The sequence below is a fragment of the Mailhella massiliensis genome, from assembly GCF_020741395.1.
In the GTDB taxonomy this organism is placed as follows: domain Bacteria; phylum Desulfobacterota; class Desulfovibrionia; order Desulfovibrionales; family Desulfovibrionaceae; genus Mailhella; species Mailhella massiliensis_A.
On sequence record NZ_DYZA01000210.1, the window covers coordinates 1 to 16,048 of the forward strand.

The window sequence follows — 16,048 nt, forward strand, 5'->3', positions numbered from 1 at the left end:
GGAAAAGTTCCTATCTTTCCCTAACGAAGGAGTTGGGGCGGTTTTCATTGCGTACAGGCACGGTTTCCCTGGCAACGGGACTGAAACTCATACTCTCCAGCCAGAAAAGGAACCCATCCGCAAGCCCGTCGCAGATACTCTTCAGGCTCCCCTTTCGGAGGGCGCTCTTGGCCACGGTTTTTTCGAGGGAAAAATCCTTTTCTATATAAGGTTCCGCCTTGTCCGCCTTTTTCCTGTCCCTGGCACGATGCACGATTTTCAACATATAATTCTGGCCGAGATCGTGAATATCCAGATGAAGCCTCTGGCCCATGAACTCGAAAACGTGCTCCTCAATCCACGGACAACCTCTGTTCTTCAGGGCGTTCCTTATGCCATCATACAATTCCATAAGCAGGACTCCTTGAAAAGCGGCTCTGAAAAAGCCGCTCCGGCGGCCGGGAAAGCCGCCCGCATAAAGCCGATACGCCTTCCTCCTTTGCACGAAAACCGCATCGGCCCGATTTCCTCCGGCATGCGCCGAGGGGGGAAGGATGAATCCTTATGGTCAGAATCCCGCGTTCAGAAAAAAATAGCAAGGAGAAAACTCTTTCCGAATCTTTCAAAATCTTTTTGCGGCAAGATAGGTGAATCCCCGAGATTTCCGACTTTCCACGCCATCCTCGGGCGGCGTATCCGCCTCTGAAAAGGGCAAAGCGCATGGCCTCCGCAATACCGGCTTTCCCAGAAAATTCATGAAAAAAGCGGACGCGACAGCGCTCCCGCCGCCTTTTCGGAAACTTCCACCCCGCGCGCATCGCCACGGCGCAGCACCTCCGACCGTGCCCTACCCTTCCAGAAGCTTCTGCTTCGCCTCCAGGACTTCACTCTCCAGAGCTGCTTTTCTTTCCGGGGAGATCCGCAAAGCCAGGGCCAGAGCGTCCAGATAGCTTCTTTCCATGAAATGGTCGATATCCACAATGAGGCAGGAAAGGCGGTACACGTCTTCCGCCTGTTCGGGAGCCTGCACTTCCCGCGCCAGAAGATCGGGGTTGATGGGGTCTCCCATCAGGTCGTCCATGGCTGCCGATATATCCCTGCCCGGAAAGAGCTGCTCCGTCAGACGGACGATACGGCCCCGCTCCGCCTCGTCGATATGGCCGTCGGCACGCGCCGTATAGACCATGGCGCGAAGCATGAGCATGGCCGTGGCGTCGGGAAAAGCGTTTTCCGTGCGGGCCGTCACCGACGAAGCCTCCGCGCCTTCTGCAGGCAACGGCCGTTCCGTTCCCATGGAATTTCTATTCCGGCTCCACTTCTGATAGAAATTCCACGCCACGGCTCCCGCGCCTATCAGAGCTGCGTCCTTCAACACGCTTTTGGAAACAAACGTGCCGAGCAACGCGCCCAGCGCTCCCGCGCCGAGAAGACCTCCCAGCCCGCCGGGCGTCTGGGAGGAGACTGTGGAGACGGCTTTTCCGGCCTTGGCGGAAAACGATTCCAAGGTGGACTTCAGGCCGGAATCATTCAAGATATCAAACAGCGACATAGGCTCTCCTTGCTGACGTCTAGGGTCTTATACCGTAGACATACGATATCCACACCCTAAGTCAATCAAGGAAGTCTTGCATATTCTTGCACCGGCCTTTCCGCATTAGATATAAGGGCTGAGCAGCCAGCACAGAGAATCGAAAAGACGGCCGGGAAGCGTGCAGTTTTCATAGTCCGCACGGCTCATCCTGCGCGAGCGGGCAAGCACCTCATCGGCATACCGGGAAAGTTCCTTCTGAAATACGGGGTCGGCCGCCTCCACGTTCAACTCGAAATTAAGAAACAGACTGCGCGGGTCCAGATTGGCGGAACCGAAAAGAGCATACCAGTCGTCCACCAGAAGAAGCTTGGTATGAGCGAAGGGCGGGGGCTGATACCAGATGCGCACGCCTTTCTCCACCAGACGCCCTTGAAAACGGCGCGAGGCATGATGCACATAGAAAAGATTGTTCTTTTCCGGAAGCACCAGATCCACGCGCACCCCCCGCTCTACGGCGGATACCATGGCGCCCGACAATTCACGCGGGGGAATAAAATACGGTGTAAAAATAGTCACGCGGCGCCTGGCAGAGGAAATCACCCCGCAGACAAGCTCATGGATATCTTCCCGGTTCCTTCCCAGCCCGTCGAACACCAGACGACAATGGGAATCTCCTTTTTCTTCCGGCGCGTACAGGGATGGGAGCGTCGGCAGTTTAGTTACAAAGGCCCAGTCCATGAGAAAGGCTTCCTGAAGTCGTGTGGCCACAGGGCCGGTACAGCGGAAATGTATGTCCTGTACCCTCCCGGGCCCGGGCAGGCTGACGAGATGATGGTCGCCTATGTTCATGCCTCCGGTAAAGGCCACTTCTCCATCGCAGGCAAGCACCTTGCGGTGCGTACGCAGATTGACGGCAAACATGGGCGGCCACAGACGCGGCGGCAGAAACATCTGCATTTTCACACCGCGCTCGCGCAGCTTTTTCCACGGCTTGTGCAGGGAGTAAATCATGCCGCCCAGGCCGTCCACGATGAGTCGCACGTCCACGCCGCGTGCTGCCGCGTCACCCAAGGCCTCGGCAAAGGCCTGCCCAGTACTGTCCCCTTTAAAAATATAGGTGGAAAGGCAGACCATACGCCTGGCCTGCCGGATAGCTTCCAGCATTGCTGGGTAGGCTTCTTCACCATTTTTCAGAAGCTCCAGCCTGTTGCCCCGCATCATGGACCTGCCGGTGAGAAAACGCCCCACGGAAAGGGCCTGCCAAGCTTCGGGGAGAGCCCCGTCGTCCTCCGCTTCCAGCTTTCTGTCCAGCGCTTTGTCGGAGGAATCCTGCCGCCTTGCCGCCTCGTCGAGAAGACGCCCGGCAAGACTATCCGCCCGGCTGATGCCGAAAAGAGAATAGGCCAGACTTCCCACAAAGGGCAGCAGCATGATACAGGCCACCCACGCCAGTGCGGACTGTGAATCCTTCTTGTAAAGCAGCGCGTGCACGCAGCAGAACATCGCCCAGATGAAACCTGCAAGGGCAAACAGTGCCCCTACCAAAAGAAGCGTCAACGATTCCATGCCCTGATCCTTCGGGAACGCGCCCTCATCACCGGAGTCAAATGCATAATTTCGGGCTTTCCCGAAACCTGAAAATGCTTTCCAGAGCCCGGCCGCACTTCACCTCCAGAAAAAATGCTCCCCCTGCCCGGTACCCCGCGGTCCGGGCAAAAGATAAGTTCTTCCCCTTTCCGGAGTTTTCCTCTATGCTTTTCAAAATTTTTACCATACATTCCCAGGAAACACCATGATACAGATAGACCATTCCCGCTGCGTCCGATGCGGACTGTGTACTCAAGTATGCGTCGCTCAATGCTTTCAGATCAGTGAAAACGCCGTCCATGTCCGCCATGAGCCATCCTGCATGCACTGCGGCCATTGCACAGCTGTGTGCCCGAATGCCGCCATCACCCTGGACGGCGTCCCCCCCGACACACTCCCCCCCCCGGAAAATTTCCCCTCACAGGAAAACCTTTCCGCCCTCATCAGGGGCAGGCGCTCCCTGCGTGCCTTTAAAGAAGAAGCCGTACCGCGCGAAACACTGCTTCAGGCTCTGGACACAGCCCGCTATGCCCCTACAGGCAAAAACCTCGAAAACGTAAGCTGGCTGGTGCTGGAAGGCCGTCCCACCCTACGCCGTGCGGCCGATGCCGTAGTGGACGTTTTCCGAAAGGATGAACGCATGGCAGGTCTCGTGCATGCCCACGACTGTGGAGGAGATCCCATTTTCCGGGGCGCGCCCTGTGCCGTATTCGCCTGCTCGGAAGGTTCCTATGACCTCGATATCGTCAACTGCTCCATCGCCATCGCTACTCTCGACCTGCTCCTGCCCACCATGGGCCTGGGCGGCTGCTGGGCAGGCTTCGCCATGCGGGCCGCATCCCTGGACGGCAAGGTACGCGAGGCCATGGGGCTGGAATCTTCCCTGAAGCCTCTGGCGGGGCTGATGGTGGGACTGCCCTCCCTGCATTACCGGCGCATTCCCACCCGCCGCGCTCTGCGCGTCCGGTGGGTGAACGAGGAGCAGGTATGAAGGAAAAGCTGCACTATCTTCTCTGCGGCCTGGCCATGGGAGCGGCCGACGTGGTTCCCGGGGTGTCCGGCGGTACCATAGCCTTCATCACCGGTATCTACGACAAGCTGCTCAACGGCATCAAGGCTTTCAACGCCACCTTCTTCCGCCTCTTTTTCTCCGGCAGATGGAAAGAGGCTTTGGTGCTCATCCCATGGGGCTTCCTGCTGCCGCTTCTTGCCGGCATCATCACCTCCATTTTCAGCCTCGCAAGGCTCACGCTCCACCTCCTGCACACCTGGCCGGAAGCCTTGTGGGCCTTTTTCTTCGGGCTCATCATATCTTCCATCCTACTTATGACCAGAGGCCTGCGCATGCCGGCCGTGAACGTCGCTCTTCTGATCCTCGGCGCTCTGTTTGCCTGGTTTCTCACCGGGGCGGAAGCCATGGTAGCCGAGCACACCCTGCCCCATATCTTCCTTGCGGGGTTCATTGCCCTGTGCGCCATGATCCTGCCTGGTATTTCCGGATCCTTCATGCTGGTCATCATGGGCCAGTATGCCTACATCCTTTCCGCTGTAGTGCACCTCGACCTGCCGGTGCTTCTCACCTTCATCGCGGGAGGCCTCTGCGGGCTCATGAGCTTCAGCCGTGTGCTCTCCGCATGCTTCCGCCGTTATCCTTCCCAGACAAGTGCAGCTCTCATCGGCGTCATGGCAGGATCCCTGCGCACGGTGTGGCCGTGGCATGACGGTACCTTGCCTGCGTTTCCTCCCGCTCTGGACGGCATGGTATTCATCGCGGCCATGACCTGCGCCGCTGGCGTGGCCCTGCCCCTAATCATCCAGCATATCGCATCGACCAGAAGAAGATAATGCGGTCAAGGCCCGAATCTTGCCAATGTTCCTGAAACATACATAAAACTCGGCCCCGCATGCCCCTGAAACGCATACGGGGCCGCATGCGTCCGAACTCTTTCCGAGAGAACCTTGACAAAACTTTCCTGCGGGAAGAAAATTATAGTATGGCTTACAAGGCACATGGACACATCTCCCTCGTACACCGGAAGCACGGGACTGGCCCGCGACATTACATCATGAATATCCGTTTTTCCGAAGAACTTCTGGCCGACCTCAAGAGCATTGCCGGTGCTTTCCGGCTGCTTTTCTTTCTGGGCCTCGGTATCATTCTGCTTTTCCTCATTTTCTGGTGGGATGCCCAATGCCGCCGTCCCTTCGTTGAGACGGGCCCTACGGAATTAATCCAGACGCTTTTTCTCACGCTGAGCACGGCTATTTTCTTCCTTGAAGCACGCCGTCGCCCGGATATGCGCGGCGCTCTGGTACTTGCAGGCGGCTTCACAGGTTGCATGCTGATCCGCGAACAAGACTATTTTCTGGATATTATCTCCCACGGCTGCTGGAAATGGCCCGCTCTGACTCTGACCTTGGTCTGCCTCGTCTATGCGGCAGCACACGCGCGTGCCACCGCGGCAGCCCTCGCCAGATTTGTCCGCTGGCGCTATTTCCCCATCCTGCTTACCGGTATTGTCATTGTCCTGGCCTATTCCCGACTTTTCGGCATGGGAGCGCTCTGGCGTTCTCTTCTAACCGATGAAAGCTGGCGCATGGCCAAAAACGCCATGGAAGAATCCAGCGAACTGCTCGGCTATCTGTTCGTTCTTGCCTCGGCCCTGCTCCTGCGCTTCGGCAAGAGCTGACCCCTGCCCTTTCATGCAGGCGCCGTGCCTCGTTTCCGGCGTCGCACCGGCCATGCGGCGCATCTCCTTACGGAAAGACTTATCGAAGATGCTTTGCGCATCCCCTTCCACGGATGATCTTGGAAAATGCTCTTTCCTGCTGTCTTCCCTCGGGCAGAAGAGTTTTCCTGCCCGTTGCCTGGCCCTTCATCCCTACCGCCGGGAAAATACGCGGCCCCGGTCTGAAAGCAGCACACACCTGGACATAAACCGCGCGCTGAGGAACATATCCACGTCCTTTCCGATACTGTCAGGCCATGGGGCCGGGTATGGGGAAAGTCCGGCAGAGGGCACTTCCCCCCTGCCCATCTCAGGCCGTGACATAAAAAACTCATTCCACCGTTGACAGTGAAAAAATCGACCTTAGTATAAAACTGTTCTTTAGAAAAAGAAGTCGAGGCATCTTCTCCGCGTAAAGAATGTTCTTTGCCGCCCTTATGGAGAAAATAATCATGTTATATATATCATGATGCATTGACTTCATCCATCTATGGAGGTTTTTACCATGTTTCCCGGTATGCTTGGAGAAAAACTTTTGGACGATTTTTTCCATGAACATGTTATGCCCGGTTTCGGCAGTAGCGTTCAGATGCCCCGCAGAACTTCGGACTATGCAATGAAGACGGACGTCCGTGAAACGGAAAACACCTATGAACTCGATATCGAACTGCCCGGTTTCAAAAAAGAAGAAGTAAGCATAGAGCTGGACAAGGGCTGTTTGACCATACGAGCCGCCGGCGCTCAGGCCGGGGAAGAAGGCAGAGAAGGCCGCTATCTGCGCCGTGAACGCTTCTGCGGAGCATGCAGCCGAAGCTTCTATGTAGGTGAAGTACTGGAACCCGAGGATGTTTCCGCCCGTTTTGAAAACGGAATCCTGAAACTCTCCTTCCCCAAGACGCCGGAAAAGAAAGTTCCTGAAAAAAAGACCATCGCCATAGCCTAGCGATACCCTGTCGATGCGGAGCACCACCCACGTCCGCATTGACGATTCAGAGAGGAAGACGCCCCAGAAGCTCTCCCGCTTTTGCCCGAATTCCGCTCACGGCTCCCTCTCTGCCGTAAACCACGGCCCGGCGCATATCGCGGACAGAAGCCCCGAATCTCCCTTACTAAAGGCTCTTTCTGTGCGCACAGGCGGAAATCAAGGCTTGTCCGCACGCATATTCTTCTCTTCCAGGCAAAAGAAAAAGAGCACGCCGAAGGCATGCTCTTTTTCTTTTCATGCAAGGAGAAGCGTCTCCTCGGAAAAATACAGACAGATTCTCCCCGGAAGGACCTTTCCGCCGTTTCCTCCTGCAGGCTCCCCCCTGGAGGAAAACTACTTTTTGACGGCCAGCAGCACGTTGGAAGATTTGAACATGGCGCCCACGGTGCAGCCGCGTTCCAGGCGGAGACGGTTCACGCCGTCCAGAGTGACGGTGGCGTTGATTTCCATACCGCTGGGGGTCTGAATGAGGACTTCGCCGTTCACAAAGCCGCGCACCAGCTTGACCACCTTGCCGGTAAACTGGTTGCGGCAGGAAAAGTCATAGTCATCGTCGTTGGCAATAAGCATGATCTCGGTAGCTTTGATCAGTGCAACGGCTTCCTTGCCCTCGGCAAGGTTGAGGCGATCCGTGCAGGCATGGGAAACCTGGCTGTAAATCTTTTCTCCAGATTCCAGCGAAATTTCCACCTCATCATTGAAGTTTCCGGGAATGATCGCGGTAATCTTGCCGGGAAAGGCATTGCGAGAGCTGGTTTTCATCATAATCTCCTGTTTAATATACGCTTATTCAGCACATCTCCTCACGGCCATGCGATACACAGCCTGGCGCACACTCTGCCCCGGCAACTGCCATCCATCTTCCTTCCATGGGAGGACACTGAAAAAACTGCTTTAACATAGCCAATAAGCCCCTGGCGCGCAAGAGCGACGAAGCTTTTTTTTGCAGGGCGGATTATCCGGCCTGCCCTCCTTTTTCCCCGCTTCCCGGAGCGCTCAGAAGTGCCATGAACGCTTCCTCGTCCAGAACGGCAATGCCCAGAGCTCGGGCCTTGTCCAGTTTGGAGCCCGGGTTTGCCCCCACCACAAGGTAATCCAGCGTCTTGGAGACCGAAGATGCCACATTCGCCCCCGCCCCTTCCGCCTGCCTGCGATACTCGTCCCGGGGGCGGGAAAGCGTGCCGGTGAAAAGCACCTTTTTGCCCGCCAGAGCCCCTCCCCGACCGGCGCTTTTCTCTCCCCCCTTCGGCCACAGGCCCAGAGCACGAAAGCGTTCCAGAAGTTCCCGGTTCGAGTCAGTTTCAAAAAAAGCGCGTATGCTTCCCGCCACTTCGGGGCCTATGTCGGGCAGAAGCATGAGCTCTTCCACGCTTGCCTTCTCCAAGGCATCCATATCGGCAAAGTGCTCCGCAAGAGTACGGGCGGTCTGCTCCCCCACCTGGCGTATGCCCAGAGCGGCGATAAAGCGCATGAGCGAGGCGCTTGTCCTTGCCTGTTCCAGTGCGGCGACGAAATTTCCGGCGGAAACTTCACCCATACGCTCATAGCTCATGAGTTCCTCTCTGGTCACCGTAAAAAGGTCAGCCGGGCTCTTCACCCTGCCCGAAGCTATGAGTGCCTCCACCCATTTCGCTCCCACGCCGTCCACATCCAGCCCGGCCTTGGATACGAAATGTACGATGCTGCGCATGATCACCGCCGGGCAGGCCAGGTTCAGGCATCGCCAGGCCGCCTCCCCCTCCAGTCTTCGGGCCGGAGAGCCGCATACGGGGCACACATGGGGAAACTCAAAGGGGGCAAGTCCCTCCGGCCTCTTTTCCAGAACCGGTCCGAGCACGTCGGGAATCACATCCCCGGCGCGCTGAATGACGACCACATCATTCTCTCGCAGGTCGAGCCTGCGTATTTCATCCTCATTATGGAGCGTGGCGCGGCTCACCATCACCCCGCCGAGGCTCACGGGCTCAAGCTCTGCCACAGGAGTAAGCACTCCCGTGCGGCCCACCTGTATGGAAATTTTCTTCAGGCGCGTTTCCGCCTTGCGCGAGGTGAACTTCCAGGCTACAGCGAAACGGGGCGCGCGTGCCGTGAATCCGAGCGCTGCCTGTGCCTCGCGATCATTCAGCTTATACACCACCCCGTCTATCTCAAAGGGAAGGGAGTCACGGAGGGATTCCAGATGCTCATAATATTCCCGGGACTCCTCCGCCGTGCGGCAGAGCCTGCCTTCCGGGGGAGTATCGAAGCCCCAGCGTGTTAAAGACTCCATAACCTGTGCGTGCGTCTCCCAGTCTTTCATGCCCGGCGCGTCCACTTCGCCGAGACTGTAGGCCAGAAAGCGCAGCTTGCGCTGTGCTGTCACGCCGGTGTCGAGCTGCCGCAGAGAGCCTGCGGCAGCATTGCGCGGATTGGCGAACGTCTTCTGTCCCAGAGATTCCTGTCTCCGGTTCAGCGATTCAAATTCCTTGCGGAACATGAGCACTTCGCCGCGTATTTCAATGCGTCGGGGAAAAGGCCCCGTGCCCGCCAGGCGCAGAGGCAGGTTGCGCACCGTGCGCATGGCCTCCGTCACCACTTCGCCCACTTCCCCGTCACCCCGTGTGAGCGCCTGCACCATCACGCCGTTTTCATAGGCCAGCTCACAGGCCAGCCCGTCCAGCTTGGGATCAGCCCACCAGGAGTCCATGATCTCAGGCCCCGCCTCGGGCAGAGCGCGCGAAGCCTTCTGCACAAAGGCCTCCCATTCCCCTGAAGAAAACACGTTGTCCAGCCCGTACATGCGTTCTCGGTGCGGACGAGTTTCCAGATAGGGCAGTACTGCGCCGCCCACCCTGTGCGTGGGGGAATCCAGAGTGCGCAGGTCGGGAAACTTCTCTTCCAGCTCCACCAGTTCACGGTACAGGGCGTCGTAGGCCTCATCGGTAATTTCCGGAGCATCCAGCTGATGATACAGGCGGTTGTGGCGCTCCACTTCACGGCGCAGCCACGAAACACGGGCTTCAGCGCGGTTATGCTCCTTCTTCTCCGGAGAATCGAATAACGAAAACTGATCCATGCCTTCCTCGAGTCTGCATTGTTGCACCGCCCACGCGGCGTTTCCTCGACCGCATACTGCCACGCCGCACACTCAAGGGCAAGCTTGCCCTTGCCTGTAGAGCTGCTTGCCCTTATAGTGACGCTTTCCGTTCTTTCCCTGCGGAATATCTGTTCCTTTTATCCCCTGCATGCGGCTCTTGCGCCCGTGCTTCCCAAGGAGTCTCCATGTACGCCCTGCGCATCGACAGCACCGAAGCAGCCTTTAATCTTGCACTGGAGGAAACGCTTTTCGATACCCTCTCGCCGGAAAATCCCGGCATATTCCTCATCTGGCGCAACGCGCCCTCCGTCATCGTAGGCTGCCATCAAAACACTGCCGAAGAAGTGGACGCCGCCTACTGCCGCGAACACGGTATCGCTGTGGTGCGCCGCCCTACCGGCGGAGGAGCAGTGTACCATGACCTCGGCAACGTCAACTTCTCCTTTCTCACATGGGTGGAAAAAAACCGCCTGGCCGGTTTCGAGGAGTTCATGCGCCCCATGGTGCAGGCCCTGCGCGACCTGGGGGTGGACGCCGCCTATACGAGCCGCAACGATATCACGGTGCAGGGCCGCAAGGTAGCCGGCACCGCACAGCGCCGGAAAGGGCAGAAAATGCTGCATCACGGATGCCTTCTGGTGGATGTTGATACCTCCGTCCTGACCGGCGCACTGGCGGCGGACCCGGAGAAATTCCAATCCAAGGGCGTGGCCTCCCATCGCGCCCGCGTGGCCAACCTGCGGGAGTTTCTACCCGCCGGTCTCTCCCGTGAAGCATGCATGGATCTGATCATTCAGTCCATGACAAAATACTGTGCCAACGAAGAACGCATGCTCCCTCCCGATCTTGCCGCAAAGGCCGAAGCCCTCGCCGCCTCGCGCTACCGCAGCTGGGAATGGAACTGGGGTCAGTCCCCCCGTTTTACGGAAAAGCGCCGTCGTCGCTTCGCCTGGGGCAGGCTGGAATGTCTTCTGGAAGTACGCGAAGGCTGCATCGCCGGCTGCCGCCTCTTCGGCGATTTTTTTGCGGGGGGGGATATCACGGAACTGGAAAAAATCTTCCTCGGCCTCAGGGCCGATGCTCCCTCCCTGAGGGAAGCGCTGCAAAACGTGCCTGTGGAAAAATGGTTTTCCGGAGCGGAACACGAGGAACTTCTTGCTTTCCTCTGCGGAGAGTAACGCCTTTTCCCGGTTGTTCCGCAACATGCCCGGCAACACAGAAGCCGCCCATGACTGAAGAAAAACTTTACGCCCTTTCCCTGAAAAAGGGAAAAGGGCGTAGGTGCCGAAGCTTTCTTTCGGAAATGTTCCGGTACTCCCCTCCCGTGCCGCTCATACACGGACAGAGGGGAGCATGCCGGACTGAAAAGGTACTCCGCCGAAAACAAAAAGGCCGGAACCCTATGCCCCCTCCACGACAAATTCCCGATAGCTCTCCCCGCTCTCCACACTTTTCCAGAGGAAGAGCCCCTTTTCCCAGGTCATGTAGCTGTGCCGGCTGCCTTGCTTGGGAAGGGACACGGAGCCCGGGTTCATGGCGACAAAGCCTTCGCGGGGCGTGCACACGGGGACATGGGTATGTCCGTAAAGCAGTATGCCTGCCGACGCAAAGGGAGGCGGCGTCTGCCCATTGTAGCGATGCCCGTGCGTAGCGTACACCGTCAGCCCGTTCAGCAGAAGTACGGCGTACTCAGCCATGATGGGAAATTCCAGCACCATCTGATCCACTTCTCCGTCGCAGTTGCCGCGCACGCAAAGCAGCTTTTCGCGCATGGCGTTGAACATGGCGAACACCTTTTGAGGCGCGTATTCGTCCGGCAGGTTGTTGCGGGGGCCATGGTACAGAAGATCCCCCAGAAGAAGAAGGCTGTCCGCCCCTTCCTCGGCAAAGCGTTCCAGGAGTTTCCCGCACCAGAGGGCGGAGCCGTGAATATCCGAAGCGATCATCAATTTTTTCATGCATTCTCCTTTGCGCCGAACATGCCAGATTTGCCCCGGAAGGTCGAGAAAAAGGCATGGCCTTCCCCGAAAAGATGCCGGGAACAACGGCCTCTTCCCCCTGCTTCCAAAAAACATGAAGAAAGCCCCTTCTTCTGAAGTCCCCACGAGAACTCCGGCAGATACAGACCGCAAGAAGGCGACGGATGGAGACTACCCCCTCCCTTCAACCGGTAGGCCAACTTCGGGAAGGGAAAAAACTGCGCTCTTCATTCCGGGCAGTACGGCATGAAAAAAACATGCATATTCCCACATGCGCCGCTTCAGAAAAACGGTACTTAATATCACCCAATCTTGAGCCCTTTCCCATGGCCGCAGAAGCACTCGCAAAAGCCGAGTCCCCATCCCCCCTCTTCCGGGATGGAGCGTGCGAACGCGCGCCGCCTTTCAACACTTAAGAAAGCTTCCATACCTGAACGCTCTGAAGCTATAGCTTCTCCGAGCTATGACGCAACTTATGAAAAAACCGGATAAAAAATTTTTTCACATGACATATCACAAAGCTCTTTCCATAACAGTTTGAAATAAAGCGTTCTTTTTTCGCTCCTCACAAGGACTTCTTCTGTGTAACGGCATCACCTTCTCCCAAAGCACAGGACAGTTCCGTATGAATAGGCACCCCCCTCAAACAGGAGCACATGCAATCGGCACATCTTTTTCCTGAAAGGCTTTGAAACTGAGGAGAAACCCGGCCCCTTTGAAAAAAAACGCGACGCGTTCAGTTTGCGCTTTTAGGAACGATTTGACGAAAAAAAAAGGAAAAAAGTAATAACGTAGGGAATAATATGTGAAATCCATGCTTTTGCCTCTTCTCATGGCTGGATTCTTGTTATATAAAAAATGCTAAATCTCAGGGGGAGAAGACATTGCGCAAAGTAACATATATCCTGACGGGTACACTGCTGGTTCTGTCTGTAGGGGGATATCTGCTGCCGGAAACTTCCGAGCCTTTTCCCAACAGAATACTCATGAAAAATGCCGCCGGGCATGTGGTATTTGATCACAAGGCCCATGCGGAAAGCATGGGCATAGAGTGCATGAGCTGCCATCACGACGCTCCCGGCCCTGCCAGTGCAGGGCTGACATGCAAAAGCTGCCACGGCCTCGAATTTGGCCCCGAGTTTCGGGGACATTCCTATACCCTGTCGTATGAAAGCTGTGCGACCTGCCATCACATGACTCTGACCCCCAAGGACTGGGGGCATGATACGCACGCGGCCATGCCCTCAGTGGAGTGTACGGCCTGCCATCACGGCCCGCAGATAGAGCCTACCCCGCAGAACTGCGCGTCCTGCCACGACCGCAAGGTCGACATGGGGCCCATCCTTTCCCTGAAGCGCGCCGTGCACACCCGCTGCAAGAGCTGCCATGCGGACCGGTTCAGCCCCACCGACATGAGCAACTGCGTCTTCTGCCACGAGGCGCATCCTTCGCGCGAATCCCAGAAGAGCGGCGCGAAGCTGAAGGAAGCGCTTGTCACCTGCAGTACCTGTCATAAGGTGGAACCTGCCAAGCTTGTGCCGAGCAGCATGGCCGCCTATCACGGCCTGTGCATAGGCTGCCATGAAAAGCAGGGCGGCCCTGTGGACAACTGTGCACAATGCCATACGAAATAGCGACAAGGGAAGAACGATGAAGCAATATTTCCATATCATCAACGATCCGCGATTCCGCCTTGTCTACCATGAACACAGGCTCTTCGGCGACGGGCCGTCCCCCAAAAAGATACGTCTGAACAGAGAAGGCTTCACCATAGTTCCGGGAGTCAAGAAAAAAACCATGGTCTACCCGGGCATGCTGCTTGCCGAACACCCCAGCCTGGAAAAAGGCGATCTGCACGCTCCCATCTACGGTATGATTACCGAGATCAACGCCCGAAGCGTGTTTGTGGAAGCGGTGAACCTTGAGGAAGTCGAACCCGGCGCCTTTCCCGCTCCGATGGAACCGGTGGATCTGCTCAAGGAAGGTACGGAAGGTGAAGAGCTCATTCTTGCCGTAAAGAAGCTGGGCGTGAACACCCGTTCGCTGGGTCGCCGGGTGAAGACGCTCATCGTCAACGGCCTGAACCCCGAGCCCGGCGTGCGCTGGGCAGAACCCATGCTGGTGGAACATGCCGCCGAAATACGCGCGGGCCTTGAACTTCAGCGCCGCTTCCGGCGTGCTGAGGAGATCATACTGGCCGTGCCCGCAGGCTGCAAGGTCAAACTCTCCGGCGTCCGCACCGTGGAAGTGGATCCCATGTACCCCAACAGCGTGAACGAGCTTTTGATCAAGGAAGTGACCGGGGAAGAAAATCCGCCGGACGTGGCGGCCGTGGGTATGCACAATGTCTGGAGCCTGGGCCGCGTGGCTCTCACCGGACTTCCGCTCATGGAAACCGTCATCACCATCGGCACGGCCAAAGACTGGGGCAACTACATTGTCAAAAACGGCAGTATCGTCGGGGAGCTTCTGGAGTTCACCGGCATTTCCCTGAAAAGCGGCGACACCATCCTACGCGGCGGCCCCCTGCGCGGCGAAAGTCTGGACCGGCTGGACCGAAGCATCACCAAGGGCGCCTACGGCTTCTTCGTGGTGAATGCGGGAGAGGTACCGCCCATAGAAGGCGACAGCCCCTGCATCAACTGCGGCGCATGCATACAGATATGCCCCACCCGCATCGACCCGCGCATGCTGAGCCGCTATGCCGAGTTCGGCAGATACGACATGTCCCGGAAGGAAAATTTCCGCCTCTGCGTCGACTGCGGTCTCTGCGGCTATGTGTGTATTGCCCGCCGCCCCGTGCTTCAGTACATACGCCTCGCCGTCAAGAAGCTTGAAGAGGAAGAACGCCTTTCGCGCCTCACTCCCATCGAGCCAGTGGCCAAGGGCTAGGAGCAGACGACCTCACCCGCCGCATCACGCGCGAGCACACCAGCGAGAAAAGCCATGAGCACTTCCAACAACAACGATATTCTTCTTGCCATCAGTACGCCTCCCTTCTGGCATTGCGGGCGTACCATACGCAAAAACAGCCTCCACACCCTCATCGCCCTGACCCCTGCCGTTCTCATGAGCCTCGCGCACTGGGGGCTTCCCGCAGCGCGCGTCATGGCCCTTGCCGTACTTGCGGCCATGGGTACGGAAGCCCTCTGCCAGATATTCATGAAACAGAAGCTGAGCCAGGACAACGGCACGGCCGCCATCACCGGCCTTCTGCTCGCCTTCCTTCTGCCCGCCTCCGCACCGTGGTGGCTCGTCATCATCGGTGCGGCCTGTGCCATGGGCATAGGCCGTATGGCCTTCGGCGGCTACGGGGCCAATCAGGTCAACGCCACCCTCGTGGGCTGGGCCATGATCTTCGTATCCTTCCCCTTCCTCATGGATCCCACGGCCTCACAGCTCCAGACCACCCTTACCGATCCTCTCCTGAAGCTGAAATATTTCGGGGCCGAGGCCGTGGCGGATATTTCCGTTTTTGACCTTCTCCTCGGCCGTCAGCTTGGGGGGCTCGGCTCTTCGCAGGTCGGCGCACTCCTTCTCGGCGGCATCTATCTGGTGCTCCGGGGCGTAGTCCGCTGGGAAATTGCCCTCTCCTTCCTGGGGGGAACCTTCCTTTCCGCCACCTGCCTCCATCTTGTGGACAGTTCCCTCTATGCAGGCCCCTTCTTCCATATGGGTACCGGCGCCACCGTGCTCGCCGCCTTCTTCCTCGCCACAGAAGACTCCTGTTCGCCCCACCGCCGCCTGCCCATGCTCCTCTACGGACTGACGGGCGGCACGCTCGTTGTCCTCATCAGGGCCTTCGGCAGCTATACCGACGGCGCCCCCTTCGCCGTCATGCTCATCAACCTGCTCGCCCCCATGTTTGCTCTCATCAGGTCGCATCCCTTCGGGACCGTACCGCAAAAGGCAGGAAAGGCCGACGGGAGGACTCGCGCATGAAAAGCATCCTTCAAATGATCGTTGTGCTGTCGGTTCTGTGCGGCATGGCCGGCTTCTGCCTCTCCTACCTGAAAATGACCACAGCCCCGCTGATTGAAAGCCAGGCCCTCACCTTCGTGCAGGGGCCCGCCATACTTGAAGTCTTCAAAAACGCCGAAAACTCGCCCATTGAAGACCGCAAAAGCTTCACCTTGGCCGACGGACGCAGCGTCAACGTCTTTCCCTGCATGGAAGGCGGGA

The 16,048-nt window shown here is 57.7% G+C and carries 14 protein-coding genes and 1 pseudogene; 9 read left to right on the plus strand and 6 right to left on the minus strand.

The genetic code is table 11. The annotated features are described in order from the left end of the window. Positions 1-10 precede the first annotated feature (10 nt). The 3 genes from K8W16_RS10265 to K8W16_RS10275 form a co-directional block, all read right to left on the minus strand. Complete coding sequence (locus K8W16_RS10265; RefSeq protein WP_304123321.1) at positions 11-391, minus strand: hypothetical protein; 381 nt, start codon at positions 389-391, stop codon at positions 11-13. A 435-nt stretch (positions 392-826) separates the two neighbouring features. Then, the gene (locus K8W16_RS10270) at positions 827-1,528 is read right to left on the minus strand and encodes a tellurite resistance TerB family protein (RefSeq protein ID WP_304123322.1); all 702 of its coding nucleotides are present in this window, start codon (positions 1,526-1,528) and stop codon (positions 827-829) included. Between the two features lie 105 nt (positions 1,529-1,633). Beyond that, positions 1,634-3,076, minus strand: coding sequence for a phospholipase D-like domain-containing protein (locus K8W16_RS10275; RefSeq protein ID WP_304123324.1), 1,443 nt, complete (start codon positions 3,074-3,076; stop codon positions 1,634-1,636). A gap of 226 nt (positions 3,077-3,302) precedes the next feature. Between K8W16_RS10275 and K8W16_RS10280 the strand changes: the two genes are divergently transcribed. The 4 genes from K8W16_RS10280 to K8W16_RS10295 all read left to right on the plus strand — a co-directional run bounded on the left by K8W16_RS10280 (position 3,303) and on the right by K8W16_RS10295 (position 6,769). Next, positions 3,303-4,088, plus strand: coding sequence for a nitroreductase family protein (locus K8W16_RS10280; protein ID WP_304123326.1), 786 nt, complete (start codon positions 3,303-3,305; stop codon positions 4,086-4,088). After that, the gene (locus K8W16_RS10285; RefSeq protein ID WP_304123329.1) at positions 4,085-4,942 is read left to right on the plus strand and encodes a DUF368 domain-containing protein; all 858 of its coding nucleotides are present in this window, start codon (positions 4,085-4,087) and stop codon (positions 4,940-4,942) included. Before K8W16_RS10280 ends, K8W16_RS10285 begins: the two co-directional genes overlap by 4 nt. A gap of 221 nt (positions 4,943-5,163) precedes the next feature. Beyond that, complete coding sequence (locus tag K8W16_RS10290; RefSeq protein WP_304123332.1) at positions 5,164-5,787, plus strand: hypothetical protein; 624 nt, start codon at positions 5,164-5,166, stop codon at positions 5,785-5,787. A 655-nt stretch (positions 5,788-6,442) separates the two neighbouring features. Further along, complete coding sequence (locus K8W16_RS10295) at positions 6,443-6,769, plus strand: Hsp20/alpha crystallin family protein (RefSeq protein WP_304123335.1); 327 nt, start codon at positions 6,443-6,445, stop codon at positions 6,767-6,769. Between the two features lie 375 nt (positions 6,770-7,144). On the opposite strand, the gene K8W16_RS10300 is transcribed toward K8W16_RS10295, so the two are convergent. Next, a complete protein-coding gene (locus tag K8W16_RS10300; protein WP_304123339.1) occupies positions 7,145-7,573 on the minus strand; it encodes a molybdopterin-binding protein in 429 nt (142 codons plus the stop codon). Positions 7,574-7,766: 193 nt separating this feature from the next. Next, the gene (ligA, locus tag K8W16_RS10305) at positions 7,767-9,866 is read right to left on the minus strand and encodes an NAD-dependent DNA ligase LigA (protein ID WP_304123342.1); all 2,100 of its coding nucleotides are present in this window, start codon (positions 9,864-9,866) and stop codon (positions 7,767-7,769) included. Positions 9,867-10,072: 206 nt separating this feature from the next. Between ligA and K8W16_RS10310 the strand changes: the two genes are divergently transcribed. Next, positions 10,073-11,065 (plus strand): lipoate--protein ligase, encoded by a 993-nt coding sequence (locus K8W16_RS10310; protein WP_304123344.1) that lies wholly within the window; start codon positions 10,073-10,075, stop codon positions 11,063-11,065. A 222-nt stretch (positions 11,066-11,287) separates the two neighbouring features. On the opposite strand, the gene yfcE is transcribed toward K8W16_RS10310, so the two are convergent. Beyond that, complete coding sequence (gene yfcE / locus K8W16_RS10315) at positions 11,288-11,845, minus strand: phosphodiesterase (RefSeq protein ID WP_304123346.1); 558 nt, start codon at positions 11,843-11,845, stop codon at positions 11,288-11,290. 1,007 nt (positions 11,846-12,852) lie between these two features. Between yfcE and K8W16_RS10320 the strand changes: the two genes are divergently transcribed. The 4 genes and pseudogenes from K8W16_RS10320 to K8W16_RS10335 all read left to right on the plus strand — a co-directional run. Next, the gene (locus K8W16_RS10320; protein WP_369694472.1) at positions 12,853-13,500 is read left to right on the plus strand and encodes a cytochrome c3 family protein; all 648 of its coding nucleotides are present in this window, start codon (positions 12,853-12,855) and stop codon (positions 13,498-13,500) included. 16 nt (positions 13,501-13,516) lie between these two features. Beyond that, entirely contained in the window at positions 13,517-14,758 is a 1,242-nt protein-coding gene (locus K8W16_RS10325; RefSeq protein WP_304123352.1) for a 4Fe-4S dicluster domain-containing protein, read from the plus strand. A gap of 54 nt (positions 14,759-14,812) precedes the next feature. Then, complete coding sequence (locus tag K8W16_RS10330) at positions 14,813-15,808, plus strand: RnfABCDGE type electron transport complex subunit D (protein WP_304123355.1); 996 nt, start codon at positions 14,813-14,815, stop codon at positions 15,806-15,808. Beyond that, positions 15,805-16,048: pseudogene (locus K8W16_RS10335) on the plus strand (FMN-binding protein); the annotation flags it as partial. The gene K8W16_RS10330 and the pseudogene K8W16_RS10335, both read left to right, overlap by 4 nt.